At 74.6% G+C, this 20,729-nt stretch carries 20 protein-coding genes and 1 pseudogene; 10 read left to right on the top strand and 11 right to left on the bottom strand.

All coding sequences use genetic code 11. The annotated features are described in order from the left end of the window. Positions 1–24: 24 nt before the first annotated feature. Positions 25–828: an indole-3-glycerol phosphate synthase TrpC gene (gene trpC, locus O7542_RS04465; RefSeq protein ID WP_030271968.1), complete on the bottom strand. Its 804-nt coding sequence runs from the start codon at positions 826–828 to the stop codon at positions 25–27. Between the two features lie 443 nt (positions 829–1,271). On the opposite strand from trpC, the gene O7542_RS04460 reads away from it, so the two are divergent. Beyond that, entirely contained in the window at positions 1,272–1,547 is a 276-nt protein-coding gene (locus O7542_RS04460; protein WP_069089043.1) for a hypothetical protein, read from the top strand. Here the strand turns inward: O7542_RS04460 and O7542_RS04455 are convergent. The 5 genes and pseudogenes from O7542_RS04455 to O7542_RS04435 all read right to left on the bottom strand — a co-directional run bounded on the left by O7542_RS04455 (position 1,540) and on the right by O7542_RS04435 (position 5,425). Beyond that, positions 1,540–2,097: a Trp biosynthesis-associated membrane protein gene (locus tag O7542_RS04455; RefSeq protein ID WP_281605733.1), complete on the bottom strand. Its 558-nt coding sequence runs from the start codon at positions 2,095–2,097 to the stop codon at positions 1,540–1,542. The genes O7542_RS04460 and O7542_RS04455 overlap by 8 nt on opposite strands. Beyond that, positions 2,094–3,647: an anthranilate synthase component I gene (locus O7542_RS04450; RefSeq protein WP_043329521.1), complete on the bottom strand. Its 1,554-nt coding sequence runs from the start codon at positions 3,645–3,647 to the stop codon at positions 2,094–2,096. Before O7542_RS04450 ends, O7542_RS04455 begins: the two co-directional genes overlap by 4 nt. Then, a complete protein-coding gene (gene hisI, locus O7542_RS04445; protein WP_043331113.1) occupies positions 3,644–4,057 on the bottom strand; it encodes a phosphoribosyl-AMP cyclohydrolase in 414 nt (137 codons plus the stop codon). The genes O7542_RS04450 and hisI overlap by 4 nt, the downstream gene beginning before the upstream one ends. 180 nt (positions 4,058–4,237) lie before the next feature. Next, positions 4,238–4,885, bottom strand: a pseudogene (locus O7542_RS04440) (phosphoribosyl-AMP cyclohydrolase); the annotation flags it as partial. Between the two features lie 150 nt (positions 4,886–5,035). After that, a complete protein-coding gene (locus tag O7542_RS04435; protein ID WP_013287558.1) occupies positions 5,036–5,425 on the bottom strand; it encodes a MerR family transcriptional regulator in 390 nt (129 codons plus the stop codon). 110 nt (positions 5,426–5,535) lie between these two features. Between O7542_RS04435 and O7542_RS04430 the strand changes: the two genes are divergently transcribed. The 3 genes from O7542_RS04430 to O7542_RS04420 are packed head-to-tail and all read left to right on the top strand — an operon-like array spanning position 5,536 to position 7,603. Next, positions 5,536–6,258: an ABC transporter ATP-binding protein gene (locus O7542_RS04430; protein ID WP_043329517.1), complete on the top strand. Its 723-nt coding sequence runs from the start codon at positions 5,536–5,538 to the stop codon at positions 6,256–6,258. Beyond that, the gene (locus tag O7542_RS04425) at positions 6,255–7,010 is read left to right on the top strand and encodes an ABC transporter permease (RefSeq protein ID WP_166456895.1); all 756 of its coding nucleotides are present in this window, start codon (positions 6,255–6,257) and stop codon (positions 7,008–7,010) included. The genes O7542_RS04430 and O7542_RS04425 overlap by 4 nt, the downstream gene beginning before the upstream one ends. After that, positions 7,007–7,603 (top strand): TetR family transcriptional regulator, encoded by a 597-nt coding sequence (locus tag O7542_RS04420; RefSeq protein ID WP_030500283.1) that lies wholly within the window; start codon positions 7,007–7,009, stop codon positions 7,601–7,603. The genes O7542_RS04425 and O7542_RS04420 overlap by 4 nt, the downstream gene beginning before the upstream one ends. An 11-nt stretch (positions 7,604–7,614) precedes the next feature. On the opposite strand, the gene O7542_RS04415 is transcribed toward O7542_RS04420, so the two are convergent. Further along, complete coding sequence (locus tag O7542_RS04415; RefSeq protein ID WP_043329514.1) at positions 7,615–8,349, bottom strand: DUF2470 domain-containing protein; 735 nt, start codon at positions 8,347–8,349, stop codon at positions 7,615–7,617. Positions 8,350–8,416: 67 nt separating this feature from the next. Here O7542_RS04415 and rpsD point away from each other — a divergent pair, with 67 nt between their 5' ends. Continuing rightward, positions 8,417–9,025, top strand: a complete 609-nt coding sequence (rpsD, locus tag O7542_RS04410; protein ID WP_064445248.1) for a 30S ribosomal protein S4 — start codon at positions 8,417–8,419, stop codon at positions 9,023–9,025. A 4-nt stretch (positions 9,026–9,029) separates the two neighbouring features. Here rpsD and O7542_RS04405 read toward each other — a convergent pair whose 3' ends face one another. Both O7542_RS04405 and O7542_RS04400 read right to left on the bottom strand, forming a co-directional pair. Next, the gene (locus O7542_RS04405; protein WP_043329513.1) at positions 9,030–10,820 is read right to left on the bottom strand and encodes an ABC transporter ATP-binding protein; all 1,791 of its coding nucleotides are present in this window, start codon (positions 10,818–10,820) and stop codon (positions 9,030–9,032) included. Continuing rightward, positions 10,817–12,685: an ABC transporter ATP-binding protein gene (locus O7542_RS04400; protein ID WP_187692887.1), complete on the bottom strand. Its 1,869-nt coding sequence runs from the start codon at positions 12,683–12,685 to the stop codon at positions 10,817–10,819. Before O7542_RS04400 ends, O7542_RS04405 begins: the two co-directional genes overlap by 4 nt. Before the next feature lie 193 nt (positions 12,686–12,878). Between O7542_RS04400 and O7542_RS04395 the strand changes: the two genes are divergently transcribed. The 3 genes from O7542_RS04395 (at position 12,879) to O7542_RS04385 (ending at position 16,553) form a co-directional block, all read left to right on the top strand. Next, positions 12,879–13,508 (top strand): TIGR03085 family metal-binding protein, encoded by a 630-nt coding sequence (locus tag O7542_RS04395; RefSeq protein WP_030500278.1) that lies wholly within the window; start codon positions 12,879–12,881, stop codon positions 13,506–13,508. A gap of 128 nt (positions 13,509–13,636) precedes the next feature. Continuing rightward, complete coding sequence (locus O7542_RS04390) at positions 13,637–14,587, top strand: terpene synthase (protein ID WP_043331108.1); 951 nt, start codon at positions 13,637–13,639, stop codon at positions 14,585–14,587. A gap of 139 nt (positions 14,588–14,726) precedes the next feature. Beyond that, the gene (locus tag O7542_RS04385) at positions 14,727–16,553 is read left to right on the top strand and encodes a long-chain fatty acid--CoA ligase (protein WP_043329509.1); all 1,827 of its coding nucleotides are present in this window, start codon (positions 14,727–14,729) and stop codon (positions 16,551–16,553) included. Positions 16,554–16,624: 71 nt separating this feature from the next. Here O7542_RS04385 and O7542_RS04380 read toward each other — a convergent pair whose 3' ends face one another. Next, positions 16,625–17,932, bottom strand: a complete 1,308-nt coding sequence (locus O7542_RS04380) for a low temperature requirement protein A (protein WP_281605732.1) — start codon at positions 17,930–17,932, stop codon at positions 16,625–16,627. 72 nt (positions 17,933–18,004) lie between these two features. Then, a complete protein-coding gene (locus O7542_RS04375; protein WP_064445245.1) occupies positions 18,005–19,456 on the bottom strand; it encodes a PLP-dependent aminotransferase family protein in 1,452 nt (483 codons plus the stop codon). Between the two features lie 59 nt (positions 19,457–19,515). On the opposite strand from O7542_RS04375, the gene O7542_RS04370 reads away from it, so the two are divergent. Together O7542_RS04370 and O7542_RS04365 are read left to right on the top strand one after the other, a co-directional pair. Next, a complete protein-coding gene (locus tag O7542_RS04370; RefSeq protein WP_043329506.1) occupies positions 19,516–20,151 on the top strand; it encodes a membrane protein in 636 nt (211 codons plus the stop codon). 116 nt (positions 20,152–20,267) lie between these two features. After that, positions 20,268–20,729 carry a hypothetical protein gene (locus O7542_RS04365; protein WP_043329504.1) on the top strand — a complete coding sequence of 154 codons (462 nt, stop codon included), beginning with the start codon at positions 20,268–20,270 and terminating at the stop codon, positions 20,727–20,729.

Here is a 20,729-nt window from a genome sequence, read left to right as displayed (position 1 = left end):
TCTCGGATCGGGTGGCCCGGCGGCTCAGCGCACCGGGCGGGGCGTGGCCGGGTGGTTACCGGCGTTGACCAGCTCGGCGACCGCTTCACGCGGGCTCTTCTGGGTGACCAGGCCCTCGCCCACCAGCACGGCGTCGGCGCCGGCGGAGGCGTACCGGATCAGGTCGTGCGGACCGCGCACCCCGGACTCGGCGATCTTGACGACGCTGCTCGGCAGGCCGGGCGCGATCCGCTCGAACACCGAGCGGTCGACCTCCAGCGTACGCAGGTCACGGGCGTTCACGCCGATCACCTGCGCGCCGGCCTCCAGGGCGCGGTCCGCCTCCTCCTCGGTGTGCACCTCGACGAGCGCGGTCATGCCCAGCGACTCGATCCGCTCCAGCAGGCCGACCAGCACGTTCTGCTCCAGCGCGGCGACGATCAGCAGCACCAGGTCGGCGCCGTGCGCGCGGGCCTCGTGCACCTGGTAGCTGGAGACGACGAAGTCCTTGCGCAGCACCGGCACGTTCACCGCGGCCCGCACCGCCGCCAGGTCGTCGAGCGACCCGCCGAACCACCGGCCCTCGGTGAGCACGCTGATCGCCCGCGCTCCCCCGGCCGCGTAGTCACCGGCCAGGTCCGCCGGGTCGGCGATCTCGGCCAGCCGCCCCTTGGACGGCGACGAGCGCTTCACCTCGGCGATCACGGCCACGCCGGGCCGGCGCAGGGCCGCGTACGCGTCCAGCGGCGGCGGCGCGGCGGCGGCCAGCTCACGGATCCGCTCCAGCGGAACCTGCTCCTGCCGCCGGGCCACGTCCTCGCGCACACCGGCCAGGATCTCGTCGAGCACGCCTGCGGACGGCGCCGCTCCGGCGTCGTCCCCCTCCGCGTGCGCATGCTCAGCAGTCACCAACGGACTCCCCTCTCCGGGCGTCATGGGCCGATGCTAGGGGGCGCCACCTGGCGACAAGTGCCGGGGGGTATGGCGCACCTCACGACATGGGCTGTGGCATGATGGCCGACTTCCGGTGAACGCCACGTCACGCAGCGCCACGCTGGCATCGACCGTCACCCATCCCCCATCTCACCACGGTTGATCCGTCGCCGCAGCACCGCTCCCGCGCCGGGCTGTGACCAAGCTCAAGGACCTCCGGCCCTGCCCAGGTCGGGCCGCCTGGCGGACCGTTGACCTGTGCTTCACGAGGGCGAAACGTGAGCCCGGCAGCATCGTCCTCGGGCAGACTCGACACCGGCGGCTGACCACCGCCGACAACCATCTCGTGCGGGGTGACCATGAGCGCCAACGGGCCGAACCAGACCATCGGCTTGACCACCATCTCCCGGACCGTCGCCTCCCTCGCCTTCGGCGTGGTGCACACGCTGGAGCGCGCGGTGGCCGGTGACGGCCGGACGCGTACCGCCCAGGGCAACGCCTGGGAGGCCGTCTGCGCCGACCGGGCCCGCGCCGCCCAGCGCCGCGAGCTGGAGCGGCTGGTGGCCGAGCTGACCGCCGCACGGGCCGCGGCCCGCCGCCGGCGCGACGCGCGCGAGGCTCAGCCGGTCAGCTGACCGTCGGGTCCTCGCCCCGGTCCAGCGCGTCCCACGCGTCCCGGGTGCCCCGCTCGACCGCCGGCCGGCCGGGCTCGACCGCCGGGACGGCCCGTCGCTCGTACCGCGCGCCCATCGCGGGCCAGCCCGCTGCGCGCAGCGCGGTGAACGCGCCGCCGGACGCGAGGGCCAGGCCGCCGGCCACCACCAGCGCCGGCCACTGGCGGCTCACCCCGGCCTCGGTGAGGCCGATCCCGCCGCCGACCGCCACGGCCACGCCGACCGCGCCCAGCAGCAGGCCCAGCAGCCGGCGCAGGCGGCCCCGGGTGGCGAGCACCGCGCCGCCGCCGGCCAGCCCCACGTAGGTCAGCGCCAGCACCCAGGGCAGCAGCTCCGCGCCGGTCCGGTCGGCCCGGCCGGGCGGCAGCGACCCCCGGGCGGTCATCTCCACCGACCAGGTCCGGGTCACCGCCCAGCAGGCCAGGCCCGCCCCGGCCAGGCAGAGCAGCACCGCGTACGCGAGTTCGCGCCGACCGCGGGCCGACGGCGCGGTGGTGCCGGGCGCGCTCACCGGGCTGCCCGCAGCGTCTCGGCGGCCGCGATCGCGGCGAGGACGGCGGCGGCCTTGCTGCGCGTCTCCCGGTCCTCGGCGGCCGGATCGGAATCGGCCACGATCCCGGCGCCGGCCTGCACGTAGGCCCGGCCGTCGCGGATCAGCGCGGTACGGATCGCGATGGCCATGTCCAGGTCGCCGCCGAAGGCGAAGTAGCCGACGGTGCCGCCGTAGACGCCGCGCCGCACCGGCTCCAGCTCCTCGATGATCTCCATGGCGCGTACCTTGGGCGCGCCGCTGAGCGTGCCGGCCGGGAACGTGGCGGCGAGCGCGTCGAACGCGGTGCGGTCGGCGCGCAGCTCGCCGACGACCGTCGAGACGATGTGCATGACGTGGCTGTAGCGCTCGATGGTGGCGAACTCGGGCACCTCCACGGTGCCCGGCCGGCAGACCCGCCCCAGGTCGTTGCGGCCCAGGTCGACAAGCATGACGTGCTCGGCGCGTTCCTTGGGGTCGGCGAGCAGCTCGGCGGCGAGCCGGGCGTCGGCCTCCGGGGAGCCGCCGCGCGGCCGGGTGCCGGCGATCGGGTGCAGCAGGGCCCGCCGCCGCCCGTCCGGGCCGGCGCTGACCTTGAGGTGCGCCTCCGGGGACGACCCGACGATGTCGAAGCCGTCGAAGCGCAGCAGGTACATGTACGGGCTGGGGTTGGTGGTGCGCAGCACCCGGTAGACGTCCAGCGGGTCGGCCTCGGTGGGGCGCTCGAAACGCTGGCTGAGCACGATCTGGAAGCACTCGCCGGCACGGATCGCCTCCTTGGCCGCCGCCACGGCCTTCGGGTAGCCGCCCTCCGGGGTCCGGCTGACCACCTCGCCGACGCCCGGCCGGCCGACGGTGGACACCATGGGCGGGATCGGTCGGGACAACGCGGTGGTCATGGCGTCCAGGCGACCCACCGCGTGGTGGTACGCGGCGTCGACCAGCTCCGCCCGCCCGGGCGTATCGAGCGGGGGCAGGACCGCGTTGGCGACCAGGATCGCCGAGCCCTCGTAGTGGTCGAGCACCACCAGGTCGGTGGCGAGCATCATGCCCAGCTCGGGCACGTCCAGCTCGTCCTCGGTCAGCTCGGGCAGCCGCTCGAAGCGGCGGACCAGGTCGTAGGCGAGGTAGCCGACCAGCCCGCCGGTCAGCGGCGGCATTCCGCCGGCCGGGTCCCAGGCCGGGCCGGCGAGCGCGTCGACCGACTCGCGGAGCACGGTGACCGGGTCCCCGGTGGTCGGTACGCCCGCGGGCGGTGTGCCGGTCCAGCGCGCCTCGCCGTCCCGCTCGGTGAGCGTGGCGCTGCTGCGGACGCCGATGAACGAGTACCGCGACCAGGCCGTGCCGGCCGACCCGACGCCCTGCTCGGCGGATTCCAGCAGGAACGTGCCGGGACCGCCGGCCAGCTTGCGGTAGACCCCGACCGGGGTCTCGGCGTCGGCGAGCAGCCGCCGGGTCACCGGCACGACCCGCCAGCGGGCGGCCAGGTCGGCGAAGGTGGACCGGTCCGGGCTGACGGTGCCGTCGGTCACGGGGTCTCCTCCGGTGAGCTGACCGGCAGGTCGGTGAAGAAGCAGGTGCGCTGCCCGGTGTGGCAGGCCGCGCCGACCTGCTCCACGCTGACCAGCAGCGCGTCGCCGTCGCAGTCCAGGGCCACCGAGCGCACGTACTGGTGGTTGCCGGAGGTGGCGCCCTTGACCCAGTACTCGCCGCGGCTGCGCGACCAGTAGGTGGCCCGGCCGGTGGTGAGCGTGCGGTGCAGCGCCTCGTCGTCCATCCAGGCGACCATCAGCACCTCGCCCGTGTCGTGGGCGCGGACCACGGCGGCGACCAGGCCGTCCGGGGTGCGGCGGAGTTTGGCCGCGATGGCCGGGTCGAGCCGGGACGGCCGGGCCGGGCCGGGACTGGGGGCGCCGGTCAGCGGCGCGTCAGGGGCGGGCACGGTTGACCATTCTCCCGCACGCGGCCCGGGGACCGCCGACGTGTCCCGGGAGGCGGGCGTCACCGTCGCCAGCGCCCGGCCCAGCTGCCGCAGGTAGCGGTCCGCCCGGCCGTCGGTGAGCGCCTCGGCCAGGTCGGTCCCGGTGGCCCGGGCGATCTCCGCCGCGTACGGGCGCACCAGCGGGAGGATGCCGGTGACCAGCCGTCCGGCGGCGGCGCCGACCTCGGCCGGGTCGCCGGGGCGCAGCCCGAGGCAGAGGAGCATGTCGTCGCGGTAGCCGGGCGGGGCGACCGGCAGGTCCAGCGCGGCGGTCAGGGCGGCCCGGCGGGACACCACGCGCACCGACGGGTTGGCCGGCCGCAGCACCGAGGGGCAGAGCCGGGCCAGGTCGGCCGCGGCGAGCCGGACCCCGACCGGGTCACCGGCCAGGCGCGCGGCGGCGACCTTGCCCAGCGTGGCGATCAGCTCCTCCAGGCGCGGCTCGTCGGCGGGCTGGCAGAGCACCGGCAGGTCGATCCGGCGCCGCCATTCCGGCACCGCCCAGAGCAGCCGGGCCGGCGCGGTGACCGGGAGCCCGAACGCCCAGTCGGCGGGCTGGCCGAGCCGGCGTACCCAGGAGCGGACGTCGCGGGCGGCCACGGAGACGTGCACCAGGCGGCCGCCGAACTCGGTCAGGTACGCCCGCCGGGCCGCGTACGGCGTGCCGCGGCGGGACGTGACCTGCCGGGGCCCGCCGGTGGCGCGTGGCTCGTCGGCGGCCACCAGCACGTCCACGTCCACGTCGCTGTGCTCGGTGGCGGCCCGCCGGGCGTGGCTGCCCCGCAGCATGATCCCGACGACCGGCCGGTCGGCGGCGTGCCGCAGGCGGGCGGCCCAGAGGTCGAGGAACCCGGTGTCGGACAACGGAGCTGGACCCACTGCCTCATGGTGCCGAAACCTGATCTTCCGATGCCGGACTCCCTGTCCGCCGCCGGGTGTTCAGCCCGACTCCTCCTCCGCCCGCCGGTACGCGTCGATCTTGTGTTCGAGAACCTTCAGGTCCTCCTCCAGCTCGGCCATCCGGGCCAGCACCCGGGCGCGGTGCGCCTCGAACAGCGCCCGCCGCGCGCCGAGGGTGCTGTCGCCGTGCCGGGCCAGCTCGGCGTAGCGGCGCATGTCGCGCACCGGCATCCCGGTGCGCCGCAGCCGGGTGAGCAGGAACAGCCAGTTGACGTCGGACTCGGTGTAGCGCCGGCGGCCGGAGGAGTCCCGTCCGACGCGGCCCACCAGCCCCTCCTGCTCGTACCAGCGCAGCGTGTAGGTGGTCAGGCCGACCCGTTCCGCCGCCTCACCCACGGTGAGGCTCATCTCCCGCGTGCTGATGTCCACGCCCTCCAGGCTTCCAGTTCGAGCCCACTCGAAGTCAAGTCCCTCGTTGCCTCGCCGACGGAATTCATCTAGCGTTGAGTTCACCGGGTGATGAATTGACGGAGGCGAGCATGGACGACGCGGTGTCGGTCCGCGAGCTGGTGGTCGACCGGGGCGGGCGGCGGGTGCTGCACGGCATCACCTGCGGGGTGCCCCGGGGCACGGTGACCGGGCTGCTCGGGCCCAGCGGCAGCGGCAAGACCACGCTGATGCGCGCGGTGGTCGGCGTGCAGACGGTCGGCTCCGGCGCGGTCGACGTGCTCGGCCGCCCGGCCGGCTCGGCCGACCTGCGCCGCCGGGTGGGCTACCTGACCCAGGCGCCGAGCGTCTACGCCGACCTGACGGTGCGGGAGAACGCCCGCTACTTCGCGGTGCTCCAGGGCCGGGGCCGCGCCGAGGCCGACCGCGCGGTCACCGACGTCGGCCTGGGAAAGGCGGCCGACCAGCTCGTCGGCACGCTCTCCGGCGGCCAGCGCAGCCGCGCCTCGCTCGCGTGCGCGCTGGTCGGCGAGCCGGAGCTGGTCGTCCTCGACGAGCCGACGGTCGGCCAGGACCCGGTGCTGCGGGCCGACCTGTGGGCCCGGTTCCACGCCATGGCCGCCGCCGGCACCACGCTGCTGGTGTCCAGCCACGTGATGGACGAGGCCGCCCGCTGCGACCGGCTGCTGCTGATCCGCGAGGGCCGGCTGGTCGCCGACGACACCCCGGCCGCGGTCCGCGCCGCCACCGGGACCGACGACCTGGAAGAGGCGTTCCTGCGCCTGATCCGCGACGCCGAGGGAGAGGCGCGATGAACGGACGGATCCTGGCCGCCACCACCGGGCGCATCCTGCGCCAGCTCCGGCACGACCGGCGGACCGTGGCGCTGCTCGTGGTGGTGCCGTCGGTGCTGCTCACGCTCGTCTACTTCATGTACGTCGACCAGCCCGCCCCGCCCGGCGCGCCCAGCACGTTCGACCGGGTGGCCCTGATCATGCTGGGCTTCTTCCCGTTCATCATCATGTTCCTCGTGACCAGCATCGCCATGCTCCGCGAGCGCACCACGGGCACGCTGGAGCGCCTGCTCACCACGCCGCTGGGCAAGCTCGACCTGCTGTTCGGGTACGGCATCGCGTTCGGCCTGGCCGGGGTGCTCCAGTCCACTGTCGCCTCGGTCGTCGCGTACCGGGTGTTCGGCCTGGAGACCGCGGGCAGCGCGTGGCTGGTCGTGCTGATCGCCGGGGTGAACGCGGTGCTGGCGGTGGCGCTCGGGCTGTTCTGCTCGGCGTTCGCCCGCACCGAGTTCCAGGCGGTCCAGTTCATGCCGGTTGTGGTGGCGCCGCAACTGCTGCTGTGCGGCCTGTTCGTGCCGCGCGACCAGATGGCCGGCTGGCTCCAGGCGGTCAGCGACGCGCTGCCGCTGTCGTACGCCGTCGAGGCGCTGCAGGAGGTCGGCGCGCACGCCGAGCCGACCGGGACGATGTGGCGGGACGTGGCGATCGTGACCGGGGCGGCGGTGGCGGCGCTGGTGCTGGCCGCCGCGACGCTGCGCCGGCGCAGCGGGTGAACGCGCGGCGCACCGGGCGGCGGCCCGGCACCCCGGACACCCGCGAGGCGATCCTCGCCGCGGCGCGGGAGGCGTTCGCCGAGCGGGGGTTCGACGCCGCGTCCATCCGGGCCATCGCCGCGGCGGCTGGAGTGGACCCGGCGCTCGTGCACCACTACTTCGGCGGCAAGGAGGAGCTGTTCCGGGCCGCGACGGCGTTCCCGGCCGACCCGGGACGGCTGCTGCCGGCGGTGCTCGCCGGCGGCCCGGACGCGCTCGGCGAGCGGATGGTCCGGGTGTTCCTGGAGGTCTGGGACTCCCCCACCGGCACCGCCGCGGTGGCGCTGCTGCGCTCGGCGGTCAGCAACGACTGGACGGCGCGCCTGCTGCGCGAGTTCCTGGTCACGCAGGTGCTGCGGCGGGTGCTCGACCAGCTCGACGTCGACCCGGCGCAGCGCGCGCTGCGCGGCGGCCTGGTCGCCACCCAGCTCGCCGGGCTGGCGATGATGCGGTACGTGCTCCGCCTCGACGCGGTCGCCACCGCCGAGCCGGCGACGCTGGTGGCCGCCGTCGGCCCGACGGTCCAGCGGTACCTCACCGGCGACATCACCTGAGCCGTCGCGGCTCAGGCCGCGGCCGCCCGGGGGCAGAGCATCGGGTGCAGCAGGCGGGACAGCTCCGCCACGTCGGCGACCGGCCGGGGGAAGGCGAGCCGGGCCCGCCGGGTCGCGCCGGGCCGCCCGTGCGCGACCAGCAGGCCGTACCTGTCGATCCGGACCACCCGCGGGATCTGGTCGCCGGGCAGGTCCAGCCGCCGCCGCAGGTAGTCGCCGACCTGCTCGGCGTGGTGGTCGGCCAGGTCCGCGAGCAGGGCGGCCTCGACCGGGTGCAGCGGGTCCGGCTCGGCCTCCGCGAACGCCTCCGGGTCGATCCGGCGCACCCGCCCGGCGCGTTCCCAGCGGGCCTCGGCCACCTCGAAGCGGTGCAGGTGGAACCGGCTGCCCACGTCGAGCAGATCGGCGACCGGGTCGGTGGCGGCGAAGTCGACCGCCGCGTCGCGCGCCTCGTCCCCGTTCAGCCGCGTCGCCCAGCCGGACACCCAGGCCCGGCCGAGCGAGGGCGCCCCGGCCGCCGGCGGCAGGTCGAGCACGTCGAGCACGGCGGCCACGTCGGCGTCGCCCGCCGGCGGCACGAGCGCCGCGGCGAGGTCACTGACCACGGGTACGAGCAGCAGCACCCGCCCGTCCGGGTCGACGGCGTGCCGGACCTGGTGCGGGCCGGGGTGCCGGGCCAGGTGGACGAGGGCGGGCAACCGGCCCGCGACAAGGGTTCGCACGATCTCCGCCGGGCTGGGCCGCATGATCCCGACCTCCTCAAGATAGGTTAGGCTTACCTAAGAAGCAGGCTAGACGATCGGAGACGCCCCCGTGAACCACCCCCGGCCCAAAGCCCGGCTCTCCCGGGCCCTCGGCATCCCGCTGACCCGCAAGTGCGTGCGGTACTTCGAGCGGCGCCCCTATCCCCCGGGCGTGCACGGCCGGTCCCGCCGCACCACCTCCGACTACCAGGTGCGGCTGCTGGAGAAGCAGCGGCTGCGCCACCAGTACAACGTCAGCGAGGCCCAGTTGCGCCGGCTGTTCGACGAGGCCGCCCGGGCCGCCGGCAAGACCGGCGACACGCTCGTCGCGCTGCTGGAACGACGCCTCGACGCGGTGGTCCTGCGGGCCGGGCTGGCCCGCAGCATCTACCAGGCCCGCCAGCTCGTCGGGCACGGCCACATCACCGTGGACGGGCGCAAGGTCGACCGGCCGTCGTACCGGCTGCGGCCCGGCCAGGTGGTCGGCGTACGCGAGCGCAGCCGCACGCTGCCGCCGTTCCAGCTCGCCGCCGCCGGGGCGCACGCCGACGCGCAACCCCGGCCGTACCTGTCGGCGCAGCCGGCGCAGCTGCGCGCCACGCTGGTACGCGAACCGGCCCGGCACGAGGTGCCGGTGGTCTGCGACGAGCAACTGGTGGTGGAGTTCTACTCCCGCTGACCGGTTACCGGGTCTGCTCCAACCAGGACGCGTACAGCAGCGCGTACACGGAGTCGGTGTCGCGGACCAGCTCGTCGTGCGGGCCACGCTGCACGATCCGGCCCCGGTCCACCACGATCACCTCGTCCGCCGCCTGCGCGGTGGACAGCCGGTGCGCGATGGCGAGCGTGGTCCGCCCCCGGGTCACCGCGTCGAGCGTGCGTTGCAGGCGTACCTCGGTGGCCGGGTCGACGGCGCTCGTCGCCTCGTCCAGCACCAGCAGGTCCGGGTCCGCGACGTACGCCCGGGCCAGCGCCACGAGCTGCCGCTCGCCGACGCTGAGCGCCTCCCCGCGCTCACCGACCGGCGTGTCCAGCCCGGACGGCAGCCCGTCCAGCCAGTCGGCCAGGCCCAGCTCGCCGAAGGCGGCGGTGAGCCGCTCGTCGGTCAGGTCGGGGCGGGCGAAGCGGACGTTCTCCCCGACCGTGGCGTCGAACAGGAAGCCGTCCTGCGGCACCATCACCACCCGGGAACGCAGCGAGTCGAAACGCACCTGCCGCAGGTCGACGCCGGAGAGCAGCACCGCGCCCTCGGTCGGGTCCATCAGCCGGGTGAGCAGCTTGGCGAACGTGGTCTTGCCGCTGCCGGTCTCGCCCACCACCGCCACCCGGCTCTTGGCCGGGATGTCCAGCGTCACGTCGTGCAGCACCGGCGGGCCGCCCGGATAGGCGAACGTCACGCCGGCGAACCGGGCGTCCAGCGGCCCGGGCGGCAGCTCCCGCCCCTGCTCGCCCGGGTCGGCCACGTCCGGGGAGACGTCCAGCACGTCCAGCACCCGGCGCCAGCCGGCGATCGCGTTCTGCGCCTCGTTGAGCACCTCGGTGGCGATCTGCACCGGCTGGATGAACAGCGTGACCAGGAACAGGAACGCGGTGAGCTGGCCGACCGACAGCGTGCGGTCGACGCCCAGGCTCACCCCGACCACGACCACGCCGGCCAGCGCCAGCCCGGCCGCCAGCTCCCCCACCGAGCTGCCCATGATGCTGATCCGGATCGCCCGCTGCTGGGCCACCCGCTGACCGTCGATGGCCGTGTCGAGCCGCCGCGCGGTCCGCCCGGCGATGCCGTACGCCCGGATCACCGGCGCGCCCACCACGCTCTCGCCGATCGCGCCGAGCAGCGTGCCGGTGCGCTGCCGCACCAGGCCGTAGGCCCCGGCGAGGCGGCGCTGCAACTGCCGGATCACCAGCACCGCCGGCGCGAACGCGACGAGCACCACGAGCGTCAACTGCCAGGAGTACGCGAGCATCACCGCTGTGGTCACCAGCAGCTGGCCCAGGTTGACGATCAGGATCACGCCGCCCCACTGCAGGAACTGGGTGATCTGGTCGACGTCGCTGGTCACCCGGGAGACCAGCGAGCCGCGCCGCTCGGACTGCTGGTGCAGCATGGACAGGTCGTGCACGTGCCGGAACGCCCGGGTGCGCACCCCGGCCAGGGCCGTCTCGCTCACCGTGAACAGCCGGCGCATCATCAGGTAGCCGCAGGCGGTGGTGACCACCAGCACCCCGGCGGTGATCGCCACGGTGAGCGAGATGACGTTCAGATCGAGCCCGCCGACGATGCCGTGGTCGATGCCGCGCTGCACCGCCACCGGCACGGCGACCCGGCCGACCATGTAGACCAGCGCCAGCGCCAGCGTGCCGGCGAGACCGGTGCGCAGCTCCGGGGAGAGCGCCAGCCCGCGCCGCAACGTCTGCCAGGTCGACTCGGTGGTCTCGGTGCTCCGGTCCGCCTCCGCCGTCGTCGCGCTCACCGCTCCACCTCCAGGCCGGAGGCCAGCGGCGTGACCTCGTCGTACGTCTGCTTCTGCTCGCGTTCCTGCTCGGCCTGCTCGTACGCGGTGACCAGGTCGGCGTAGCCGGGCACGGTGGCCAGCAGCTCGGTGTGGGCGCCGCGGGCGACCACCCGGCCCTGCTCCACGTAGATCACCTCGTCGGCGAGCGCGATGGTGGCCCGGCGGTACGCCACCACCAGGATCGACGCCGGGGCGCCGCCGTCGGCGGGCGCGCGCAGCCCGGCCAGGATGGCCGCCTCGACGCGCGGGTCGACAGCGCTCGTGGCGTCGTCGAGCACCAGCAGCCGGGGGCGCCCGGCCAGCGCCCGGGCCAGCGTCAGCCGCTGCCGCTGCCCGCCGGACAGCGAGGTGCCCCGCTCGCCGACCATGGTGTCCAGCCCGTCCGGCAGCGCGGCCACGAAGCCGTCCGCCTCGGCCAGCCGCAGCGCCGCCCACACCTCGTCGTCGCCGATGCCGGCCCGGTCCAGCGCGATGTTGGCCCGGACCGTGTCGTCGAAGACGAACGGCACCTGCGCCACCAGCGCCACGGTGCCGGCGAGCGAGGCGGCGGTCAGTTCCCGCACGTCCACGCCGTCCAGCGTGACCCGCCCGGCGCCCGGGTCGACCAGGCGCACGGCCAACGACGCGATCGTGGACTTGCCCGAACCGGTGGGCCCGACCAGGGCGACGGTCTTCCCGGCCGGCACGGTGAACGTCACCTCGCCGAGCACCTGGGCGCCGGGCAGGTGCGCCTCGGCCGGCTCGTACGCGAAGTGCACGTCGTGGAACGCGAGCGTGGCCGGCGTACGGGTGGCCGGGTCGAGCGTCCTCGTGCCGTACGGCATCTCGCCTGTCGCGTCGAGCACCCGGCGCACCCGGTCCCACCCGGCGACGCTGCGGGGCAGCTCGGCCAGCACCCAGCCGATGGCGCGCACCGGAAAGGCCAGCACGGTGAACAGGAACGCGACGCTGACCAGCTCGGACACGGTGATCGCGCCCTGCCGCAGCCGGATCGCGCCGACCACCAGCACGGCGAGCGTGCCGAGGCTGGGCAGCGTCTCCAGCATCGGGTCGAAGACGCCGCGCAGCCGGCCGACCGAGATCAGCGCGTCCCGCAGCTCGCCGGCGCGGGCGGCGAAACGGGCGGTCTCCTGGGCCTCGCGGCCCATCGTCTTGACCACCAGCGCGCCGTCGAAGCTCTCGTGCGCGATGCCGCTGACCTCGGCGCGCAGCCGCTGCGCCCGGGCCTGCCGGGGCGCCATCCGGCGGGAGTAGACCACGTTGAGCGCGAACAGCGCGGGGAACACGGCGAGGCCGACCAGGGCCAGCGCCCAGTCGGTGACGAACAGTGACGCCACCGCGCCGACCAGCATCACCAGCGTGCCGACCGCGAACGGCAGCGGCGCGATCGGGTACCAGGCCGCCTCCACGTCGGAGTTGGCGTTCGACAGCAGCGTGCCGGTGGAGTTGCGGTGGTGCCAGGCCAGCGGCAGTTCCAGGTAGCGGCGGGTGACCCGGCGGCGGTAGGCGGCCTGGAGCCGGTACTGCATGTAACCGGCGCCGAGCCGCCGGCCGAAGATGCCGACGACCCGCAGCACGCTGATGCCGAGCAGCGCCGCCGCGGCCAGCGCCAGGGTCCCGCGGGCCACCTCGCCGCGCTCGACCGCGGGCACGACGACCTTGCCGACCACCCCGCCGACCACGTACGCGCTGGCGATCACCAGGAGGCCGAACAGCACGCTGCCGCTGACCGCCACCGCGAAGATCCGCGGCTGTTCCCGGATGGCCCGGCCGAGCACCCGTAGCCCTCTGCCGAGCACGTCCCGACTTGTCCCGCTCGCCACGTTCGCCCCCGCCGTAAGCCGCAATTTTCTCCCCCATCCTTACCGCTCGCCGCCAGCTCCGCCGACCCGGCCGGGATATGTCCGCCGTCACGTTCGCACCGGACCTGGGCGGACACCGGCCCTCGATGCTCGCGGCCCGCCGTAGCGCCGGGCGTGGCGCGCCGATCGGCCGCGACGGGCCTACGATCGGGCCATGCCGCGGTACGCCCGAACGGAGCGCGAGGCGCTCGCCGACCTGATGCTGGAGCTGGGACCGGACGCGCCGACTGTGAACGAGGGGTGGACCACCCGCGACCTGGCGGCGCACCTGCTGGTGCGGGAGCGCCGGCCGGACGCGGCGGGCGGGATCCTGCTGCCGCCGCTGCGCGGCTACGGCGAGTCGGTCCGCAGGCGGATCGCCGCCGGGCCGTACGCCGACCTGATCGCCCGGGTCCGCCGTCCCCCGGTGTGGAGCCCGGTGAGCAACCCGCTCACCGACGAGATCGCGAACGGGATGGAGTTCTTCATCCACCACGAGGACGTCCGCCGGGCCCGGCCGGGCTGGCAGCCGCGTGACCTGCCGGCCGGGCAGCAGGCGGTGCTCTGGAAGCGGGTCGCCCTGCTGGCCCGGATGGCGCTGCGGCGCTTCCCGGCCGAGGTGCTGGTGCAGGCGCCGGGGCACGGCGAGCTGCGGGCCGGTGGCGGCGGCGAGCGGCTGCGGCTGGTCGGCGCGCCGGGGGAACTCGTGCTGTTCCTCACCGGGCGGCAGCGGGTGGCCCGGGTCCAGGTGGACGGTCCGGCCGAGCGCGCCGAGCGTCTGCGTACCGCCGAACTGGGCCTGTGACAGACGTTTCCGCCCGCCCACCCAGGCGATCGTAGAATGTGGACACCCGGCGTTCGATAACGTTCGCCGGCTGCCGTACGCTCCTGCGCACCGGCCCGACCCTGCGGGGCGGCGGACAGGGGACGACGATGCGGGACTTCGCGCTCTCGGCGCTGCACGAGCCGCCCTTTCCCTCCCGGTGTCACCCGGCCGCGGACGAGGTGGCCGCGCAGAGCGTCGCCTGGGTGCGCGGTTTCGGCCTGGTCAAGACCCAGGCCGGCCTGCTGCGGCTGGCCGGCGCCCATGCCTCGGAGCTGGCCGGACGGGCCTGCCCCGAGGCGTCCCCGGCCGGTCTGCGGCTGCTCACCGACCTGATCAACTGGCTGTTCGTGGTGGACGACGCCTGCGACGACGACGGGCTGGGCGCCGCGCCGACGGTGCTCGCGCCCACCCTGGCGGCGCTGCTGGAAGTGCTCGACCGGCACGGTGACCCGGACGCGCCCGCGCCCACCGACGCCGGCCCGATGGGCCTGGCGCTGCACGATCTGTGCCGGCGGGCGCGCGGCCGGGGCCGGCCGGCGCACCTGATGCGGCTGGTGAGCCAGTTGCGGGAGTACCTGCTGGCGCTGCTGTGGGAGGCGGCGAACCGGGAGCGCCGGCGCGTGCCCGGGGTCGCCGAGTACGTGCAGATGCGCCGCCACACCGGCGGCGTACGCCCCAGCTTCACGGTGACCGACCTGGCCCGCCCGTCCCTGCCCCGGGCCGACCAGCGGGCGACCCCGGCGCTCACCGCGCTGGACGCCCTCGCCACCGACCTGGTCTGCTGGTGCAACGACGTGTTCTCCTACGGCAAGGAGCGGGGCGTCACCCCGGACGCGCACAACCTGGTGACCACGATCGCGGGCGAGACCGGGCAGGACGAGTCGGCGGCGCTGAACGCGGCGGCGAACCGCTTCAACGCGGCCCTCGCCTCGTACGCGGAGCGGGACGCGGCGTTGAGCGCCGGGGCCGACGAGGGGATGCGGGCGTTCCTGGACACCCGCCGGGACTGGATCCGGGCCACCTACGACTGGTCCCGCGCCGCCAGCCGATACGCCTGATCCGATTCCAGAAGTCGGAACCGGTGGCGACTCGGCCGATCAGGGCTAGCCGCTGGCCGGGTACAGGCAATACCCTTCGGTAACCGCAGACCGGCGTGACCCCCGTCACGTCCCTCCACCCCTGAAGGCGGCTACAGCGATGGCTCTCGATGTACCGTACCGTTCCGTACCCGACATGTTCCTCAAGCGCGTGGCGGACTCCCCCGACCGCCAGGCGTTCGCTCACCCCGCACCCGACGACTCGGGCCCGGTCTGGCTGACGTGGGAGCAGGTCGGGCAGCGCGCGAAGGCGATCGCCGCCGGGTTGCACGGGCTCGGTGTCGGCCTGGAGAACCCGGTGGCGATCCTGGCCAACACCCGGCTGGAGTGGGTGCTGGCCGACTTCGGCATCATGTGCGCCGGTGGGGCCACCACCACCGTCTACCCGACCACCGAGCCCGACGACGCGGTCTACATCATCGCCGACTCCGGCTCGAAGGTGCTGTTCGCGGAGAACCCGGCCCAGGCGGCGAAGATCGCCGGAGCGGACCTGCCCGCGCTGACCCACGTGGTGCTCTTCGACGGCGCGCCCGACCCGGCCGCCGCCGTCCCGCAGCTCACCCTGGCCGAGCTGGAGGAGCGCGGCGCCGCCGCGCTGAGCGCCGAGCCCGACCTGATCGACATGCTCGTGGCCGGCATCGGCCCGGACCACCTGGCGACGCTCATCTACACCTCGGGCACCACCGGCCGCCCGAAGGGCGTGGAGCTGCTGCACGGCGGCTGGTGCTGGGAGGGCGTGGCGCAGGCCGAGCTGGGCCTGCTGCGCACCGACGACCTGCAGTACCTGTGGCTGCCGCTGTCGCACTCGTTCGGCAAGACGCTGCTCTGCGGCGCCACCCACGTCGGCCTGCCCACGTACGTCGACGGCCGGGTGGACAAGCTGGTCGACCTGCTCGGCGTGATCCGGCCGACGCTGATGTGCGGCGCGCCCCGGGTCTTCGAGAAGGTCTACAACAAGGCGGTCACCACCGCGCAGGGCGCGGGCGGCGCGAAGGCCAAGATCTTCGCCTGGGGCGTCGAGGTCGGCAAGGAGAAGGTCGCGCTGGAGCAGGCCGGCAAGCCGGTGCCGGCCGGGCTGCGGATGAAGTACGCGCTGGCCGAGAAGCTGGTGTTCAGCAAGCTGCAGGCCCGGCTCGGCGGCCGGATGCGGGTGCTGGTCTCCGGCGCGGCGCCGCTGAGCAAGGAGATCGCCACCTTCTTCGCCGCCGCCAACCTGCCCATCTCCGAGGGCTACGGCCTGACCGAGACCAGCGCCGGCGCGTTCGTGAACCCGCCCGACGGGCTGAAGATCGGCAGCGTGGGCCGGGCCATGGGTGATCTGGAGTGCCGGATCGACACCGACGGCGAGATTCTGATGCGGGGCAAGCCGGTCATGCGGGGTTACCACAACCTCCCCGAGGAGACCGCCGCCGCGTTCACCGAGGACGGCTTCTTCCGCAGCGGCGACATCGGCACGCTCGACGACGACGGCTACCTGCGCATCACCGACCGCAAGAAGGACCTGGTCAAGACGTCCGGCGGCAAGTACGTCGCGCCGTCGCACATCGAGGGCATGTTCAAGGCGGTCTGCCCGTACACCTCGCAGGCGGTGGTGATCGGGCAGGCGCGCAACTACTGCACCATGCTCGTCACGCTGGACCCGGACGCGATCAAGGGCTGGGCCGCCGGCACCCCGCTGGAGGGCAGCGACTACACCACGATCGTCACCTCGCCGCAGGCGCGGGAGATGGTCGAGGGGTACGTCGCCGAGCTGAACGCCAAGCTCAACCGCTGGGAGACGATCAAGAAGGTGACGATCCTCCCCCGTGACCTCACCATCGAGGACGGCGAGGTCACGCCGTCGCTGAAGATCAAGCGCCGGAGCGTGGAGACGAACTTCTCCTCCGAGATCGACAAGATGTACGAGGGCACGCTCGCCGAGCTGTGACCCGCACCGCCAGCCGGTAGCGCCGGCCGTGCCCCACCGTCCCGGGGCACGGCCGTTCGCGTCGGCGCCGGTCAGAGGTGCTGCTGCCGCCAGCGGCTCTGCTCGGCCTCGGCGGCGATCTGCTCCTCCAGCGCGAGCTGGCGTACCCGGCGCCGGTGACCGTTCTCGCCCCGGGTCTCCCAGGCCACTCCCGCGCCGGTGACCACCGCCAGCACGATCAGCGCGACCAGCTCCGGCACACGGAACACGAATGGGGCGACCGCGGTCAGCGCCCCCACGGTGGTCAGCAGCCGCCAGTGGATCTCGCGCAGCGCCACCCACCAGCACCCGGCGACGCCGAGCAGGTGCAACGCGACCCCGCCGAACAGGATCGCGCCCCAGAAGTCGCCGAGCGGCAGCCCCCAGGCGGGCGTGTGCGGATCGGCGGCCTCGGCCAGCAGGTCCTTGAGGCCGAGCGCGTAGAGGATGATCCCGGCGACTATCGGCAGGTGCAGGAACGTGTACGCGGTGCGGGCCAGCCGCAGCCGTGTGGCGCGGTCCCGGGCCTGGTGCAGGACCTGTTCCATGGCGAACGCCAGCGTGTCGAAGTACGCCCACCACAGCGCCGCCACGACCGTGATGCCGAGCAACGCGGCGATCGCCACCGGGCCGGTGAGCGGCAGCCCGCGCTTCGGGCCGAGCCCCAGCGCGATGATCGACTCGCCGAGTGCGACGAGCACGATGAGCGCGTGCCGTTCCGCCCAGTGCCCGGCCGAGAGCACCACCCACCACTGCTGGCCCAGGACCGTCCCGGCGACGTACTCGACAAGCAGCGCCAGCGTCCAGAGCGCCAGTTGCAGCCCCACCGCGAACCGCTCCTGCGGCAGCCGGCCGGGGAGTGTGCCGGCGACGACAAGCAGCGCCGTGGCCACCGTCGGGGCCAGGAAGCGCATCCGCAGTCCCCGGCGCCGGGCCGGGTCGGCGCGGTCGGCCCAGGCGAAGACGGTGAGCTGGGCGGTCCGGATCACGAAGTAGCACGCGGCGAAGACCAGCGGCCCGGGCAGCCAGCCACCGCTGTTGGCGAACGCGCTGGGCGTGCTGAGCACGAGCAGGAACGTGGCCGCCACGGTGACGACGCCGATCAGCGGCAGCATCCCCTGGTCGGCGCGGAACGCGTTGCCCATCCGGGCGAAGCCGGTCCACGACCACCAGAGCAGCGCCAGCACCAGCAGGAACCGGTAGAGGTTGACCGGCGTGAGCACCGAGGCGGTGAGCGTGGTGACGCTCAGGAACGCGAAGACGAAGACCAGGTCGTAGAAGAGCTCCAGCCGGGTGGTGCGGGAGCCCGGCGCGCTGCGCCGCACCGCCCACGACCACCGGACCGCGTCCCCGTCTCCCACCCGGGCAGTGTGCGGGCGCGGACCCGCCCGCAGCTGTGGTTCGGGCGGTTCACCACCGGATCGGGCGGGCGGTCAGGCGATGACGCTCGGCTCGCGCCACTGCGGGCGGCTGGTGCGGTCCAGGTCGTAGCGCACCGCGGCGAGCCGGCCCACCGCTTCCACCAGTTCCTCGGCGGGCAGCGTGAAGGGCAACCGCAGGAAGCGCTCGAGCGTCCCGTCCAGGCCGAACCGGGGTCCGGGCGCCAGCCGTACGCCGACCTCCTCGGCGGCCCGGGCCAGCGCGCTGGAGATCGGGCCGTCCAGCTCGGCCCAGAGCGTCACGCCGCCGCGCGGCGGCGTGACCCGCCAGTCGGGCAGCTGCTCCGCGAGCGCCGCGACCAGGGCGTCGCGCTGCGCGGCGAGCTGGGCCCGGCGGGCGGCCACGATGGCCGGCGCCTCGGCGAGCAGATGCACGGCGACGAGCTGGTCGAGCACCGGGCTGGCCATGTCCACCCCGACCCGGGCCGCGGCGAGCCGCTGCACCTGGGGCGCGGAGGCGCGGACCCAGCCGATCCGCAGGCCGCCCCAGTAGGGCTTGCTCATCCCGCCGATGCTGATCACCCGGGAGTGCCTGTCGAAGACCGCGACCGGCGGCGGCAGCGGGGTGCCGTCCAGCGGCAGGTCGACGAAGGACTCGTCGACGACGAGGTCGGTGCCGGCCGCGTGGGCCGCGCCGACCAGCCGTTCGCGCAGGTCGGCCGCCATCAGGTGGCCGGTCGGGTTGTGGAACTCCGGGATCACGTACGCGAGCTTCGGCCGGGTCTGCCGGATGCTGCCGAGCAGCAGCTCGGCGTCCCAGCCCTCGTCGGACAGGCCGTGCGTGGCGATCCGGGCGCGCCGGGCGGCCAGCGCGGCCAGCGCGTTGGGGTAGGTGGGTGACTCGACGAGCACCGCGCCACCGGGCGACAGGGCCAGCCGCAGCACCAGGTCCAGCGCGTGCTGGGTGCCGCTGGTGACCATGATCTGCTCCGGGCTGGTGGGCAGCCCGCGCTCGGTGTACCCGCGGGCCACCGCCTCCCGCAGCTCGATGATGCCGGTCGGGTGGTAGCCGGCCCCGCCGAGGTAGCGGGGCAGGTCCTCGGCGGCCGCCCGGGCGGCCGGGACGAGCTGCGGCGGCGCGGACAGCGCGGCCACGCCGAGGTCGATCATGTCGCGGTCGTCCAGCGGCGTCCACAGCCCGGTGCTGGCGACCCGGTGGCCGCCGGGCAGCATGGTCCAGCTCCCGGCGCCCCGGCGGCTGGCCAGGTGGCCGCTCTCCCGCAGTTCCCGGTACGCGGCGGTGACAGTGGTCCGGCTGATCCGCAGCGCCTCGGCCAGTTCCCGCTCGGCCGGCAGGCGTACCCCCAGGGGCAGCCGGCCGTCGGCGAGCAGGCCCCGGACGGCGCCGGCGAGCGCGGCGTAGTCGGGGCTGCGGCGGCGGCCCGGCAGCGCATGCCACTGGCCGAGGAGTCGCGCCAATTGGACGCCGCGCACCTGGCTGGTCATGGCCACACCTCCGGAATTGGACCCCTTACGTCCTGCAATTGGCCCCTAGGGTGGCATGCATGGCACCGCTTGGCAATCTCGGGCACCGTTCGGCGCGACGACTCACCCAGCTCTACGCCGGGCTCGTCCTGTACGGCCTCAGCATGGCGCTGATGATCCGGTCGGAGCTGGGGCTGGACCCGTGGGACGTGTTCCACCAGGGGCTCGCCCGGCAGACCGGTCTCTCCTTCGGCACCGTCACCATCGCCGTCGGCGCTCTCGTGCTGCTGCTCTGGATCCCGCTGCGGCAGCGGCCCGGCCTCGGCACGGTCAGCAACGTCGTGGTCATCGGCCTGGTCGTCGACGCCACCCTGGCCGTGCTGCCGCCCGGTGAGGGCATGCCGGCGCGTGCCGCGATGCTCGTGGCCGGGATCGTCGCCAACGGCGCCGCCACCGGGCTCTACCTCGGCGCCGGGCTCGGCCCCGGGCCCCGCGACGGTCTGATGACCGGATTCGTCGCCCGTCATCCCCGCTTCTCGGTGCGGCTGGTCCGCACGAGCATCGAGGTCACCGTGCTGGCCCTCGGCTGGCTGCTCGGCGGAACCGTCGGCCTCGGCACCGTGGCGTACGCGCTGACCATCGGCCCGCTCGCCCAGTTCTTCATCCCGGTCTTCGCGCTGCCCGCACGGCCGGCGAGCGGCGCTTACGCTACGTGACCGGCGCCGGGCCGACCGCCACGGCCCGAAGCGATCCGCAACGCGCTGAGCTGCGGTGACGAAGAACAGCAAAACCAGGTGTTTCCTCCGCCGTCGCGGCCGGGCATCATTCCTGCATGGGGGAGAACGGATGGCGTTGGAGCGACGCCTGGATCTTCGTCGCGCTTGTCATCGCCAGTGGCGCCGGCCGGCACCGGCGGTCCGCGTCGACACGCCGCCCCGAAGGCGTACGACTGGCCGACGTCCTCTCCACCGCCGACCACCTCAACCAGGCCATCCCCGAGCGGCACGAGGTGGAGGGCGCGGTCCGGCGGCTCGTCGGCGCGGGCCTGGTCAGCGTCGCCGACGGCTGGTTCCGGGTCACACCGGACGGTGAGCGGCTCTGGCGCACCCGCCCCAGCGCCGGGCTCGGCACCACTGTGGACACGGTGCAGGGCGTGCTAACCCGCCGGCACCCGCCCGGTGAGTCCGAGTGGCAGCTCGACGAGGACGACCACGCCGCCGCCGTGCAGGAGTACGTGGTCCGCTCGATCCCGATGCCGCGCCGCTCCCCCGAGGGGCACTCCGGCCGGCAGTGA

Source organism: Micromonospora sp. WMMC264 (assembly GCF_027497275.1).
Classification (GTDB): domain Bacteria; phylum Actinomycetota; class Actinomycetes; order Mycobacteriales; family Micromonosporaceae; genus Micromonospora; species Micromonospora chalcea.
This window is presented reverse-complemented; position numbering and strand designations above follow the sequence as displayed.

Coding starts and splice junctions, on each gene's coding strand:
- O7542_RS04460 (WP_069089043.1), top strand. CDS start 1,272: ATGAGCGCCAACGGGCCGAACCAGACCATCGGCTTGACCACCATCTCC.
- O7542_RS04430 (WP_043329517.1), top strand. CDS start 5,536: ATGGACGACGCGGTGTCGGTCCGCGAGCTGGTGGTCGACCGGGGCGGG.
- O7542_RS04425 (WP_166456895.1), top strand. CDS start 6,255: ATGAACGGACGGATCCTGGCCGCCACCACCGGGCGCATCCTGCGCCAG.
- O7542_RS04415 (WP_043329514.1), bottom strand. CDS start 8,349: ATGCGGCCCAGCCCGGCGGAGATCGTGCGAACCCTTGTCGCGGGCCGG.
- O7542_RS04395 (WP_030500278.1), top strand. CDS start 12,879: ATGCCGCGGTACGCCCGAACGGAGCGCGAGGCGCTCGCCGACCTGATG.
- O7542_RS04390 (WP_043331108.1), top strand. CDS start 13,637: ATGCGGGACTTCGCGCTCTCGGCGCTGCACGAGCCGCCCTTTCCCTCC.
- O7542_RS04385 (WP_043329509.1), top strand. CDS start 14,727: ATGGCTCTCGATGTACCGTACCGTTCCGTACCCGACATGTTCCTCAAG.
- O7542_RS04375 (WP_064445245.1), bottom strand. CDS start 19,456: ATGACCAGCCAGGTGCGCGGCGTCCAATTGGCGCGACTCCTCGGCCAG.
- O7542_RS04370 (WP_043329506.1), top strand. CDS start 19,516: ATGGCACCGCTTGGCAATCTCGGGCACCGTTCGGCGCGACGACTCACC.
- O7542_RS04365 (WP_043329504.1), top strand. CDS start 20,268: ATGGGGGAGAACGGATGGCGTTGGAGCGACGCCTGGATCTTCGTCGCG.